At 36.4% G+C, this 13,966-nt stretch carries 10 protein-coding genes; 6 read left to right on the top strand and 4 right to left on the bottom strand.

Features of this window, described 5'->3' with window-relative positions:
- The first annotated feature begins 791 nt into the window (after nt 1-791).
- On the top strand, nt 792-2,066 hold the full coding sequence (gltA, locus tag GGG_RS0103900) for a citrate synthase (RefSeq protein WP_010112432.1): 1,275 nt from the start codon (nt 792-794) through the stop codon (nt 2,064-2,066).
- 158 nt (nt 2,067-2,224) lie between these two features.
- The gene (locus GGG_RS0103895) at nt 2,225-4,027 is read left to right on the top strand and encodes an aminopeptidase P family protein (protein ID WP_010112428.1); all 1,803 of its coding nucleotides are present in this window, start codon (nt 2,225-2,227) and stop codon (nt 4,025-4,027) included.
- Between the two features lie 420 nt (nt 4,028-4,447).
- Here GGG_RS0103895 and GGG_RS0103890 read toward each other — a convergent pair whose 3' ends face one another.
- Nucleotides 4,448-5,116, bottom strand: a complete 669-nt coding sequence (locus GGG_RS0103890) for a YARHG domain-containing protein (protein ID WP_010112427.1) — start codon at nt 5,114-5,116, stop codon at nt 4,448-4,450.
- Nucleotides 5,117-5,437: 321 nt separating this feature from the next.
- Here GGG_RS0103890 and GGG_RS0103885 point away from each other — a divergent pair, with 321 nt between their 5' ends.
- Entirely contained in the window at nt 5,438-6,100 is a 663-nt protein-coding gene (locus GGG_RS0103885; protein WP_029574430.1) for a DUF2306 domain-containing protein, read from the top strand.
- A gap of 73 nt (nt 6,101-6,173) precedes the next feature.
- Here GGG_RS0103885 and GGG_RS0103880 read toward each other — a convergent pair whose 3' ends face one another.
- Genes GGG_RS0103880 through GGG_RS0103870 form a run of 3 tightly spaced genes read right to left on the bottom strand, consistent with a single transcriptional unit; the run spans nt 6,174 to nt 9,793 of the window.
- Nucleotides 6,174-7,925, bottom strand: a complete 1,752-nt coding sequence (locus GGG_RS0103880) for an NAD(P)/FAD-dependent oxidoreductase (protein ID WP_010112424.1) — start codon at nt 7,923-7,925, stop codon at nt 6,174-6,176.
- Between the two features lie 17 nt (nt 7,926-7,942).
- On the bottom strand, nt 7,943-8,788 hold the full coding sequence (locus GGG_RS0103875) for an SDR family oxidoreductase (RefSeq protein WP_010112423.1): 846 nt from the start codon (nt 8,786-8,788) through the stop codon (nt 7,943-7,945).
- A 48-nt stretch (nt 8,789-8,836) separates the two neighbouring features.
- Nucleotides 8,837-9,793 carry a metal-dependent hydrolase gene (locus GGG_RS0103870; RefSeq protein WP_010112422.1) on the bottom strand — a complete coding sequence of 319 codons (957 nt, stop codon included), beginning with the start codon at nt 9,791-9,793 and terminating at the stop codon, nt 8,837-8,839.
- 590 nt (nt 9,794-10,383) lie between these two features.
- Between GGG_RS0103870 and GGG_RS0103865 the strand changes: the two genes are divergently transcribed.
- From GGG_RS0103865 to GGG_RS0103855, 3 genes are all read left to right on the top strand, one after another.
- Nucleotides 10,384-10,884, top strand: a complete 501-nt coding sequence (locus GGG_RS0103865) for a hypothetical protein (RefSeq protein ID WP_010112421.1) — start codon at nt 10,384-10,386, stop codon at nt 10,882-10,884.
- A 408-nt stretch (nt 10,885-11,292) separates the two neighbouring features.
- Entirely contained in the window at nt 11,293-12,918 is a 1,626-nt protein-coding gene (locus GGG_RS0103860; RefSeq protein WP_010112420.1) for an NAD+ synthase, read from the top strand.
- Nucleotides 12,919-12,923: 5 nt separating this feature from the next.
- A complete protein-coding gene (locus tag GGG_RS0103855; protein WP_010112419.1) occupies nt 12,924-13,961 on the top strand; it encodes a hypothetical protein in 1,038 nt (345 codons plus the stop codon).
- The last annotated feature ends 5 nt before the right edge of the window (nt 13,962-13,966 follow it).

Here is a 13,966-nt window from a genome sequence, read left to right as displayed (position 1 = left end):
TTGCAACTTATATTATTTTGATAAATTTAGACTAAAGCACAAGGTTACGGACAAAATCGTCCTAATATTTTTTATTCCATTTTGTTCATTATTTATTTACTTTTTGTTTGCTTCCTATACCCAACATGTTTATCAGAAATAATGCCTTATTTCCATTTTTAATATTCAACATTTTCTTTTATGATTTAATCTGACTGATTTCAATAAGAAAGAACAACTTAGTCTGTGAATAATTGACAATTTATATTTTAATTTTGAACAAATTGATTAAAACAAAAACAAATTTATAGATAATTTCCATGCCAGTTGATTACTTTTTAAACCACAAAGCTGATTATTTAAACTATTTTTTAATCAGTTAATCATTAAAATGAAAAAAAATATTTCAACACTCGTTTCGAACATTTTTCAATCAAAAATTATGACTCAATGTATGTAAGCTATGATATTTAGATGGTTTTAAGATCAACACTTGAAAATTATAAAATTACAAAAGCTGCTTAATAATCGTGAAAAATATTGTTTATGACCTAAACATTCTAATTATTTTTCTGCACCTTCCCTAGAATTTCCCTTATTATACTGACCGACACTGAAATGCGATGGTCAATTCAGTCGAAGTTTCGCAACTAACTTAGCGTTGAAACGTCATTTTTTCATCCATAAGTATAATTGACAAAATTTCAGTGCTCACTAAGCTTATTAGCTATTCTCGACCTGTCTAATTCGCGCATTAAAAGATGATTATGCGAAATTAGATACCACATTCACCAGGACAGGAGATCTATTGAATGTCTGAAGCAACTGGCAAAAAAGCCGTATTACAGCTTGATGGCAAAGAAATTGAATTACCAATTTACAGCGGCACATTGGGCCCAGATGTAATCGACGTTAAAGATGTATTGGCCTCGGGTCACTTTACTTTTGATCCTGGTTTTATGGCTACTGCTGCTTGCGAGTCTAAGATTACATTTATCGATGGTAACGAAGGTGTTCTTTTACACCGTGGTTATCCTATCGCTCAATTGGCGACTCAAGCAGACTACTTAGAAACTTGCTACTTACTTTTAAATGGCGAGCTTCCAACTGCTGAACAAAAAACTGTATTTGATGCAAAAGTTCGCAATCACACTATGGTTCATGACCAAGTAAGCCGTTTCTTCAATGGTTTCCGTCGTGACGCTCACCCAATGGCGGTGATGTGTGGTGTTGTTGGCGCACTTTCTGCGTTCTATCACAATGGTTTTGATGTTGAAAATGTTGACCACCGTGAAATCACTGCAGTTCGCTTAATTGCTAAAATTCCAACACTTGCTGCTTGGACCTATAAATATACAATCGGTCAACCATTTGTATATCCGCGCAATGACTTGAACTATGCAGAAAACTTCTTGTACATGATGTTTGCTACTCCAGCAGACCGTGATTACAAAGTTAACCCTATTCTTGCTAAAGCAATGGATCGTATCTTTACGCTTCATGCTGACCACGAACAAAATGCGTCTACGTCTACAGTACGTTTAGCTGGTTCTACTGGTGCTAACCCGTATGCATGTATCGCTGCTGGTATTGCTGCACTTTGGGGACCTGCTCATGGTGGCGCGAACGAAGCTGTTCTTAAGATGCTTGATGAAATCGGCACTGTAGAAAACGTTGCTGACTTCATGGAAAAAGTGAAAACTAAAGAAGTTAAACTTATGGGCTTCGGTCACCGAGTTTATAAAAACTTCGATCCACGTGCGAAAGTAATGAAAGAGACTTGTGACGAAGTGCTTAGCGCGCTTGGTATCAACGATCCACAACTTGAGCTTGCGATGGAACTTGAACGTATTGCGTTGTCTGACGAATACTTCATCAAACGTAACTTATACCCTAACGTAGACTTCTACTCAGGTATCATCCTTAAAGCGATTGGTATCCCGACTGAAATGTTTACTGTAATTTTCGCTCTTGCACGTACTGTTGGTTGGATCAGCCACTGGTTAGAAATGCACAGCGCACCTTACAAAATCGGTCGTCCTCGTCAGCTTTATACTGGCGAAGTTCAACGCGATATCAAACGTTAATTCGTTTTACGCTGATCGAACGGAAAAACCACCCTCTTGGGTGGTTTTTTATGAGAAATTTAAATTAAAACATCACAAATTCAGAAGAACATGCATAGAATAACAACAGCATTAAAAAACCAATTCCAATCGATACAAATGATAGAAGTTAAATCAAAATGAATAGCAAAGACTCACTCGAAAAACTTGAATTATTACGTACCCAAATGCAAAAACATCAGATTGATGCTTTTGTTGCCATGAGCGCAGACCCGCACATGTCTGAATATTTGCCAGATTACTGGAAAATCCGTTTATGGCTCACTGGATTTACAGGTTCAGTAGGCACGATTGTGATCACCCAAGACTTTGCAGGTTTATGGGTCGATGGACGCTATTGGGTTCAAGCAGAACAGCAGTTGCTTGATACAGGTTATGTCTTACAAAAACAAACCGCTGAGGAATCATCAACCCATCTTGCATGGCTGGCAAAAAACTTAGAAAAAAATGCTAAGATTTCTGTGAATGGTCAAACAATTTCCGTGCAGCAATTTGATGCACTCAAGCAAATTGCTACACATAACCATTTTCAAATTGAAACTAAACTGGATTTAATTGATCAGATTTGGACAGATCGTCCAGCTTTGCCACAACAACCTATCTGGCAAATGCGTCCTGATTTAAATGCACAAACTCGCTTAGAAAAAATTTCTGCAATTCGTGAATCATTAAAGCAAAAAAATGCATCTGCACATTTCATTTCTGCACTGGATGATATTGCATGGATAATGAATTGTCGTGGCAGTGATGTTGAATATAATCCAGTGTTCTTGGCACATTTATATATTGATCAGAATCATACTGTCATTTTCATTGATGAAGTAAAGCTTTCACCTGAGCTTAAAACATTATTCAATACAGAAAATATTGAAATACAAGCCTATGATCAATCTCAGCATTTCTTGACTCAGATCAAAGACCAAACTGTTTTAATCGATCCTGCAAAAGTTTCAGTTTTACATGCGCAAGTCATTGAAAGTCAAAATCAACTGATCCAAGACATCAATCCAAGCACTTTATTTAAATCACAAAAACATGAATTAGAAATTGCACATGTGCGAAATGCTATGCAAAAAGATGGCGTTGCACTATGCCATTTCTTTCATTGGTTAGAGACTGCATTAAAAACGCAACAACCGATCAATGAACTGACGATCGATGAAAAAATCACAGCATTTCGTGCACAGCAAAATGGTTTTCTTGGATTGAGTTTCTCTACCATTGCAGGCTTTAATGCCAATGGTGCACTACCTCATTATCGTGCGACAGAAGAAAGTTATAGTGACATTCAAGGTAATGGTTTGCTCCTGATTGACTCAGGTGGTCAGTATGAAGATGGCACAACAGATATTACCCGAGTTGTACCGATTGGCGAACCAAGCTTTGAGCAAAAACGTGATTACACATTGGTTTTAAAATGTCATATTGCATTGGCGCAAACGGTTTTTCCAGAAGGTATTGCTGCACCATTATTGGATTCGATTACTCGTAAAACGCTATGGCAATATGGTTTAGATTATAGACATGGTACGGGGCACGGCGTCGGTTATGCGCTCAATGTACATGAAGGCCCACAGGTAATTTCGTATTATTCACCTGCGACAGTTTATACAAAATTACGTAAAGGCATGATTACTTCAAATGAACCTGGTTTATACCATGAAGGCAAATATGGTATTCGTATTGAGAACCTTGTGGTGAATCAGCCTAAAGTGTTTCAGAATCAAACTTATGGTGATTTCTTAGCATTTGAAACACTGACACTGTGCCCAATTGACCAAACTTGTATCGTTTTAGACTTATTATCTAATGATGAAAAAGCGTGGTTAAACCAATATCATCAAATGGTACGTGAGCGTTTATCCCCTGATTTAAAAGGCGAGGTTTTAACGTGGTTAGTCAATAACACTCAACCGATCTAATATTTTATTTTCCTATCAAAGGGCATAAGTTTAACGTCAGTTCGGGATAAACTCTGATGTAAGCTATTGAAAAGATTGATCAGGTACAGCGGAGTCTTACCGTTTAAAGTCAGATGTAAGGATTAACCCACTTCGTCTTGCACTTCGCTTGAAATATATTTCAATCTTGTTCAGGTTCGACCTACTTTTCTTTCGGGAAAAGTAGGCAAAACCATTTGTCAGTCGCCAACTCGACAGATATCATCTAGTACCTAATATATCGCAAAAACAGTATATTGCAGATCTTGCGGAATATATTCCTCATGCCTCGAACAATGCGACTGACGTTTCCGCGTATCATATAGTTGGGAATATATCTTATCTCGAGCTCAGGTTAAGTTTAATACCTATGTCCCTCAATAAACTTAGTCAAAAATTGAATTAACGCCCCCACTCCATTTTAGCCATATACGGACGTACTTTTTTAATACGTTGAATATTGGTTTTCTCAATTTGCGTCAATTGATTTTCCACATTGGTACTGCATGGCATATACCAATCATAATCTGCAAAACCTCTTGCAATGTCTTTATTTGCGAATGAATAACCATGACGTGCATAAATTTCGTTACGCATCCAATCAAGCTCTTCTGCTGGGATTTGTAAATCATCATCTTTTAACAAACGCTGTGATCCAGCAACATAATCCCCCTTATCACGCTGATAACGACATTGTTGTGGTTTTAAGTCGAAATATTTAGGCTTCACTTTAGCAGTGGTGGACTCCCAACTTGACTCTAAAACATTGGGTTGCTTTGAATTAACCGTAAAAGTAAATGTACCACTACTTGCTTTCGCCCCACTTTCCTGTGCTGTAATCTTATAACCTTGCGATGTTGCTTGGACTTTTCCAGTAAAATTCTGCTTATTCTTTCCTAAAATGCTATAACCTTTGACTTGATTACGATCGATAGATTGGATAAATACACCTATTTTTTGCTCGTCGTATTTCCCAGTCCAAGATTTTTGCAATTGTTGAATGTCCAATGCATAAATATTTTGCGCCAGTAATGCATTTATACTCAACATAGCAATGATCAGCTTTTTCATTGTTATTCCTATTTTTGTTGATGAATTATTGTGTTTAATTTTAATTGAAAAGAAAACTTTATGAATCAATCAAAATGTAAAGATTTTCAATCCTCTGATCGCTCACAAATTTTAAATTCCTAATGATCTTTTCACTTTTATGACATATAAATTATCTTGAGAGATCATTCATTGATTGATCTCAATTTGTAAATACTGTGCAATCAATCATGGGCTTTGATATGTTCGATATGAAAGCTATTTTAAATATTGACAATAAAGACCTTGGTTTGATCCCGTCTTTGATTATAATTTTCTTATAAAATTTAAACTTGTTCGCAGATGAGTCAAACCAAAACTTCGTATCAATACATCACATTGAATATTGTTATTTTCTTGTTCTATACATATTTGTGTTTTCTTATGGTGAAAATTTGTGCTGCCTATTTCCCATGGAATACGGAACAACACTTTCTTCTGCTCAAACAAGATGTTGTGAATACTCAACCATGGCTATTCGCTTTTAAAGTTCATGTAGTCACAAGTAGCTTTGCATTAATAGCTGGATTTACTCAATTTTTTCGGTTATTTAGAAGTCGATACCCGCAGATTCATCGGCTTAGTGGTTGGCTTTATATTATCACCATTCTCGCTTTCGCTTTACCCAGTGGTTTTATATTAGCGCTTTCTGCTGCGGGCGGAAAAGCCACTCAAATCAGCTTTATATTACTGAGTGTTTTGTGGGGATTTAGCACTGTTTTTGCCCTACGAGCAGCATTAAAAAAGCAATGGTTATTACATCGTGATTGGATGATTCGTAGTTTTGCTTTAAGTTTATCTGCGCTTAGCTTACGCTCATGGAAAATGGTTTTATATGAATTACAACCTTATTTTGACTGGCTTACACCTGTCCATATTTACCAACTTGAATCATGGCTAGGATGGGTCGTTAATTTATTGATTGCAGAATTGATTATTTTTAAATTGCATCAAAAATCCAAATGAATCAGATAAAAAAGCCTTAACTTGAATTAAGGCTTTTAAATTAAATGCTCATCTAAGCATTATAGTTTGTAGATTATGACGCCGTATTATAGTGTTTAAGATCCAACTCTTTTAACTGGCTTTTCAATTGCTTCAATGACCACGGCCACGCTGCAAAATTACGACCATTTTCATCCAAATAATAAGACTTACAACCGCCCGCATTAAACACTGTGGTCTGCAATTGCTTTTGTACTTTGAGATTGTGTTTACGAATCACATCTTTTTTAATCTCAAAATGAGTGAACTTCAGATCACGCATTTTCAATAAACCATTCACAATATAATCAATCTGCGCTTCTGCAATACCAATAAATGAATCATAAACCAAAATATTTGGCCCCAAGACTAAGAAAGCATTGGGAACTTTTTCAATACTTGCACCTAAATAAGCTTCAGGCGAACTCCCCTTCCAACGCTCTGCAAGGGCTTGACCCGTGGTGTCATACACACGTTTACCAATCGGTGGATGTGATACTTCAAACCCAGTTCCCCAAATAATCACATCAACTTCATGGCGCTCACCATTTGCTGCGATCACGGTATTACCATCAATTTCAACTAAACCATGCGGAATCAAACTGACATTATCTTGCTGTAATGCTGGGTAATAATTATTGGCGAACAATAACCGCTTACATCCGATAGCGAAGTTTGGTGTTACATCTTTACGTAATTGATCATCATCAATTTGTAGTTTCAGTAATTGCTTACTCAAAAAACTAATCGGTTCAAGCACTTTAGGATGACGTAAACCAAAGTTAATGCCATTTAAAATCTGAGCTATACTATTTCGCCAAGTTTGTTGAATGATTGGAAATTTAGCAACAATTTGCTTGGCTTTATCATTCAGCTCCATATCTGCTTTAGGCAATACCCACGGCGCAGTACGTTGAAATACAAACAATTGTTTAACTTTAGGCTGTACTTGTGGAATGAATTGAATTGCGGATGCACCTGTACCAATCACCGCAACACGTTTACCTGTTAAATCATAATCATGATTCCAACGTGCTGAATGGAACATTTCGCCTTTAAAACTTTCAATTCCTTTTAGTTTTGGCATTGAAGGTTCAGTAATTGGACCTGTAGTAAACAACACTGTTTTGGCTTGATATTGACCTTTAGAGGTTTCTAAATTCCAAATATGTTTAACTTCATCCCACTTGGCACTGATCAATTCATTGTTAAATTCAATTTTTTCACCCAAATCATATTTCTCAACTACCTCTTCTAAATAGCTGAGAATTTCAGGTTGCTTCGCAAATAAATGACTCCATTTATGGCTTGGCGAAAAAGAAAATGAATACAGCGCAGAAGGCACATCACAACCGCATCCAGGATAATTATTATCACGCCAAGTACCTCCAACACGGCTGGCTTTTTCAAGCACGATATAATCATGGTAACCCGCTTGCTTCATTTTATAAGCTGCTGCGATTCCTGAAATACCAGCACCAATCACAATGCTGTCATACGTATGCACTGGGATATCCTTTTGTGTTTCAGATACTTTTTTATTTACAGCTTTAGCAGTAGGTTGAGTCGTATTTTTAGCCCTTACAGTTGTTTGACGTTTTGTTTTCTCTACCGATTTACTTTGAGGTTCAACTTTAATCTCTGCTTTCGCTACACGTGATTTAACACTTTTAGCTTTAATATCTTGATTCGACACAGCTAGCACAGGTTGCGTCACTTGTTTAATTTCTTCAATGGTCGTTTGCTTTGACGTTTTTTCTGCCGTATTTTCTTTTGGCAAAGTGTCTAAAGTTTCTTGTGTATTCATATCGTTCTACTCAAATTCTATTTTACATACTTATTAAATAGTGGATAGCCGATCCCCAATGCCTTCGCATAGAGTGATGGAGAAGCGCGTTTTATCATCCAAAAAAGTTTCGCATCAGGTTGTGGAATGGTATACAGCTTGTCGGAATCCAAAGCATTTAATGTTTTAATCGCCACTTTATCACTGGTGATAAATGCATGATTCATCAGCAAATCATCAGCGAGACCTGCATAATGTCCTGGCAAACGTCCATTTTTCATAATATTGGTCGGGACTAAAGTTGGACACAGGACATTCACCCGAATCTTGTCTTTACGTAATTCGGCTGATAGCGTTTCCGAAAGCGCCAATACACTGGATTTCGTGACGTTATAAGCTGTCATTTCAGGTGCTGCGGTATACCCTGCTGCCGATGCAACATTGATAATCGCACCATAGCCCTGCTGTTTAAATTTAGGCACAAAATAGTGACAACCATGAATCACACCCCATAAATTGACATGCATACACCATTGCCAATCTTCAAGTGAAACTTCATCAAACTTGCCACCTAAACCGACACCTGCATTGTTGATGAGTAAAGTTACCGAATGATTCATCAACTTTTCTGCATCTTCAGCCAAAGCTCGTACTTGTTCTTTATTACCAACATCACATTGCACAGCAAAAGCTTTGCCTTGAGTTTGAGATTCAATCAGCCCTACCGTTTCTTGTGCCGCATCTAAGTTGATATCGGCACAAACAATTGTTCCACCACGTTTTGCCAATTCCATAGCAAAACTGCGTCCAATACCACTTCCTGCACCCGTGACAACAGCATAAGCTTTGTGGCTTGGCTTAGGTTTTTTAGAAAAAATTCCCATTGTTTTAATCCATTCAATTTTTAATTTTGTAGGCGTGACATATCCGTCTTACACACGTAACGCAGGAGTAAATTCTTTGGTTAAATATGGTGTGAGCAAGCCTGTTTCAGGATGCAGTAATTTCTCTTTATAATATTCAAGAAATACTGTTGTATCGTGGTCATTCGGATGAAAATCAGGGCGTAAATAATCAAAAATATGTTTTAAGCTACTACCGTATACGCCGTCTTTTAATCCGAAGATCAATTGGAAGCTGTATGGCATCTCTTTCCAATATCGCAAGCTGATTAAATTTCTAGGATTTCGATAAAATGGTACTAAAAATGAGGCAACAGAAATCAGCACTAAAATTGTGATTAATGCAGGGAAAAATCCAGCAATACGCAAAGCATAACTATTCGATAATGACTGGAATACATCAAAGGCTATATCTTTATGCTCTGATTCTTCCAGCATGTGCCACATCCAAATCGCACGTTGTTTTTCGTCTTGAGAACGGAAGAAAACTTCTTCGTGGTTCATCATGTATTCAGCCAAAACCGCCGTGAAATGTTCAATACCAGCCATCAATGACAATTTCATGGGTTGTGGTAAGCGATTAAAACCATAATCAAAAGCCCAACCTGCCCAAACACGAAATAATTCCACAGGCAAATCTTTGCCAATAAATGCATCATTCAATTCTTCATGCATTTTTGAATGAATGGCTTCTTGACCAATCAATGAAGTGACACGCTGTTTTAATAATGGATCACTAATGAAATCACGGTGATAACGTGCTGTATCAATCACTAAATCTTCACCACGTGTCAAAAAAATAGACAGCGATGCAAAGTAGGCACTTGCCAGTTCTGCATCCATATAAAATTTGTGATCGAGTTTTTCTGGTTCAAAAACAAACTTCATATGGCGAATAGGAATGATTGGAGATTGTTTATCTAAACTAAATGGAGCAGCAGCAAAAATTTTGGCAGCCGCTTTTCTAAATGGTTTGGTTAATTGCATGACAAATACTCTTTATTCGTTTATGGGAAATCCATTTCTCTGAATAAAACTCAGTTTCAAATTCAGAATTAAATTCAGCGTCTAGATCACCGTTTGAGTAAAAAAACTACTGTGATATAAAGAAATTAAGGCATGCTATGACAATAACAATTAGCATTTAAGGTCAATCGGTTTGCAATTTATGACTATTTCACTAGAGTGTCTGACAATTTTTTCTGCACATTGCCCCTACTGATAAGGAATGACCTAAGAGGATAATTTTGCTCTTTAAAGCATCCAAAATTGACATTGATAAATTCTGTTAAAAAATGTCGAAGAACACGATTTATGCAATTTGATAAATTTGAAAAATAAATTGAGAATGGATAGAGATCGAATCAATCCTAACTTTTCTAAAGCTGAAAAGATCAGCTAAATGCGCCTTTTAATACAGCTCTTTTATGATTAGACTGTCGATAATAATCTCAAATTGATGGTCAGTGGATTGATCAGGTTATTCTTTAAAATATCAATACCCATTCAATACAACACTTAAAGATAAATAGAATGAAGCGACATCTAAGTTTTAAATCTTTCAATGGTCTATGTATATGTTGAATTTCCTCCCACTCTTGACTCGTATTTTTAAATTAGACCAATTTAAAGTACGCGCATTGACGGAAGGTGAAATTCAAATGTGCCAAACTGTATTTGGTGATTTAATTGATTATGCAAAAGTAAAAGTTTTAAATCACCCTTACCTACCTTGGCAACCTGTTGGAATTTTAATGGCTCCGAATGGTTATATTCACTTAAAAGATGCTGATTATTGTGAAGACTTCTCCTGCCTAAGCCTAGCATATCAAGCTGTTTTTATTCATGAAATGGCACATATTTATCAACATCAACGCCATGAAAATGTCTTACTCAAAGGTGCAATTTTACAAACTGCATTGTATTTGAGTGCTGGGAAATATAATCCTTACCGCTACACCTTAGTCAAAGGCAAAAAATACTTTGACTACAACATTGAGCAACAAGGTGATATTGCAAAGGATATTTATTTAAATCGCATTGAAAATATAATCTTGAATCAGCCAGTTTCAAAGTAAATAACACACCTCAAAAACAGAAAATTTCCCTCTCCAATAAAAGCCATTCCAATAAACGTGAATTGAATCACAAATTAAAAACGTGTTGTTTTCATTCCGTTACAGAGCATCAAAATAATTGAAAAATAACTGGTTTCTGTTGAAAAAATGCACTACATTCGTGCTGTCAAGATCAGTGTTTTGAATAAACTTAAGGAATGACTAGCTTCTCACTTTTTTTTAGTTAAAATACCCGATATCTGAAATTTTTGCATTGCAAGAAAATAAAGATTTTTAATCATTGATGATGATTTTATAGTTTCGCCATTTGGCAATTTTTGTGTCTATATATGCACATGTTGAATAACTATATTTTTAAAAATCAACTAAATGCATGTAATTACCCTATTGGAATAGGATTTGGTTTAAATGAAAAGTTTTAAAATTGCACTTGCGCAATTCTCTCCATCAGTTGGTGATATTGAATCTAATGTTCAGAAGATGATTGAACAGGCCAATCAAGCCAAAAAGCAAAACGTTGAAATTATTGTTTTTCCTGAACTTTCTACCTTAGGCTATCCAGCCGAAGACCTACTTTTACGCCCAAGTTTAGCAAAACGTACTGTTCAAGCGTTTGAACAACTTGCGACTGTAAAAGATATTGTTATGGTTTTTGGTTTTGTAAACCTAGCCGAAGATGGTCATCGTTATAACTCAGCCGCAGTCATGAAAGATGGTCAAGTTCTAGGTGTGTATAACAAGCAAAACTTGCCAAACTATGGTGTTTTTGACGAAAAACGTTATTTCAATGAAGGTCATCAACACCTTGTATTCGAATACCTCGGTCACAAATTCGGTGTATTGATTTGTGAAGATATTTGGTCACTTACTACTGTTCAACAACTTGCTCAACTCAATGTTAAAAGTATTTTAGTATTGAATGCTTCACCGTATGAAGTTGGTAAACCACAACATCGTATTACCACCTTAAAAGAATTAGCTAAACAATTGAATGTACATGTGGTTTATGCAAACCAAGTGTGTGGTCAAGATGATTTAATTTTTGATGGTACAAGCTTTGTCATTAACAACACGGGGAATGTTGCATTCCAAGCACCAAGCTTTAAAGAAGACGTGTATGTTGTCGATTATCAAGTTAAAGAGAAAGCATACCAAGTTATTGAGTCTGCACCTCCTTTAGACACTATGGCTGAAATCTACCAAGCTTTGGTTTTAGCGACACGTGACTATGTTCAGCATTCAGGTTTCCCAGGTGTGATCTTAGGTTTATCTGGCGGGATCGATTCAGCATTGACACTTGCGATTGCAGTCGATGCGATTGGCGCGGATAAAGTTCAAGCCGTAATGATGCCTTATACCTACACGTCACAAATCAGTGTGGAAGATGCAACTGAACAAGCAAAACGTATGGGTGTGACTTTTGGTATTGCCGAAATTCACCCAATCGTAAATAGCTTCATGCAAACACTGTATCCATTCTTTGGCAATTCTCCTGCGGATACGACTGAAGAAAATCTCCAAGCACGTGCTCGTGGTACATTGTTGATGGGTTTATCTAACAAGTTTGGTAACCTAGTCCTTGCGACTGGGAATAAATCTGAACTTTCAGTCGGTTATTGCACACTTTATGGTGATATGGTCGGTGGTTTTGCAGTATTGAAAGATGTATATAAAACCATTGTCTTTGAATTGGCAAAATATCGTAATAGCATTGCTGAAACACCTGTGATTCCTGAGCGTGTCATCAGCCGTCCACCTTCAGCAGAGCTACGTCCAGATCAAAAAGACCAAGATTCTTTACCTGCTTATGATGTACTTGATGCTATTCTTTATGCTTATATTGAAGAAGACCAAAGCCAAGAAGACATCATTGCCAAAGGTTTTGAACGTGAAGTCGTTGAAAAAGTCATTCGTCTAGTTGATCGCAATGAATATAAACGCCGCCAAGGTTCAATTGGTCCACGTATCAGCTCACGTGCATTTAGCCGTGAACGCCGTTACCCAATTGTGAATGGCTGGAAAGCAGGTATATAAATCTAGTGGATTTAAATCACTCACCATCCCCTTCGAGCGTTGCTCAAGAATTTGCTCAGGCCTTGTTGCTTGAGCAAGTTCGTTTCATTAAACAACAATTATTAGATGAAAATAATTCCAAATATATCCAAAAATTTATCTCACAAGTTTATCAACACGCAGATCAAATTCAGTTGAAAAACATCATTCAACTTGAACAACTCCAAGCTGTTGTACAGAAATACGCTTTTGAATTAAATTTAGGTGCAGATATTCTTGAATTTATTGGGTTTTCTGCTCAAAAAATTCATCATTATGCAGTTAATAGTGATACGATTTTTAATGATTTATTGTCCGATGACTCTTTTGAACTTTGGTTACTTAAAGTCTTAGAGTTACAACAATTTAGATATTATCTGCAAGAAAATTTAGAACATAATCCACAAATACAACAAGTCAGCCTACAACTTGCGAATCAAATTGTGGAAAGCAATACACCTTGGTTAGATCAACTTCGCCAATACAATGTTAAACAAAATCGTTTTGGTTCTAAGATTTTAAATTTTATTCAAGATCAACAACAAAACATTGAACTCAAATTAGAACAACAACTGGCTACTGCAATTCGAAAGCAGATCAGTAATATCATTCTGCTACCAAATGAGAATCTGGCCAATATCGCAACGCATTTATGGACAGATATCAAACAACGCTCACTCAAAGAAACTTTTTCACAGTTTCAATCGATTGATTTTGAAGAATTCTTCATCCTTGTCTATGAGTCATGGAAGCAAGTGCGCCAAACGGATTATATGCAACAAGTCATTTTAAATGTTGTTGAGGCATATTATGAATATTTTGGTGATTGTAGCCTGCAAGAATTACTACTTTCTGTTGGTATCGATGAAAAAGATTTATTCATCGAAGCACAACGCTTTGCACCGCATAGCTTAACGGCATTAGAGCAGCATGGTTTATTGGATGACTTGATTAAATCATTAATTGAACCATTCTACCTAGATGAAAATACGCAACGCTTTATCGCAAATTATTTAAATAAATAAGCTTT

The organism is Acinetobacter sp. P8-3-8 (assembly GCF_000214135.1).
Classification (GTDB): Bacteria; Pseudomonadota; Gammaproteobacteria; order Pseudomonadales; family Moraxellaceae; genus Acinetobacter.
This window is presented reverse-complemented; position numbering and strand designations above follow the sequence as displayed.

What these genes read in the sequence shown, in the direction of transcription:
- gltA (WP_010112432.1), top strand. Translation starts at nt 792, where the DNA reads ATGTCTGAAGCAACTGGCAAAAAAGCCGTATTACAGCTTGATGGCAAA.
- GGG_RS0103895 (WP_010112428.1), top strand. Translation starts at nt 2,225, where the DNA reads ATGAATAGCAAAGACTCACTCGAAAAACTTGAATTATTACGTACCCAA.
- GGG_RS0103890 (WP_010112427.1), bottom strand. Translation starts at nt 5,116, where the DNA reads ATGAAAAAGCTGATCATTGCTATGTTGAGTATAAATGCATTACTGGCG.
- GGG_RS0103885 (WP_029574430.1), top strand. Translation starts at nt 5,438, where the DNA reads ATGAGTCAAACCAAAACTTCGTATCAATACATCACATTGAATATTGTT.
- GGG_RS0103880 (WP_010112424.1), bottom strand. Translation starts at nt 7,925, where the DNA reads ATGAATACACAAGAAACTTTAGACACTTTGCCAAAAGAAAATACGGCA.
- GGG_RS0103875 (WP_010112423.1), bottom strand. Translation starts at nt 8,788, where the DNA reads ATGGGAATTTTTTCTAAAAAACCTAAGCCAAGCCACAAAGCTTATGCT.
- GGG_RS0103870 (WP_010112422.1), bottom strand. Translation starts at nt 9,793, where the DNA reads ATGCAATTAACCAAACCATTTAGAAAAGCGGCTGCCAAAATTTTTGCT.
- GGG_RS0103865 (WP_010112421.1), top strand. Translation starts at nt 10,384, where the DNA reads ATGTTGAATTTCCTCCCACTCTTGACTCGTATTTTTAAATTAGACCAA.
- GGG_RS0103860 (WP_010112420.1), top strand. Translation starts at nt 11,293, where the DNA reads ATGAAAAGTTTTAAAATTGCACTTGCGCAATTCTCTCCATCAGTTGGT.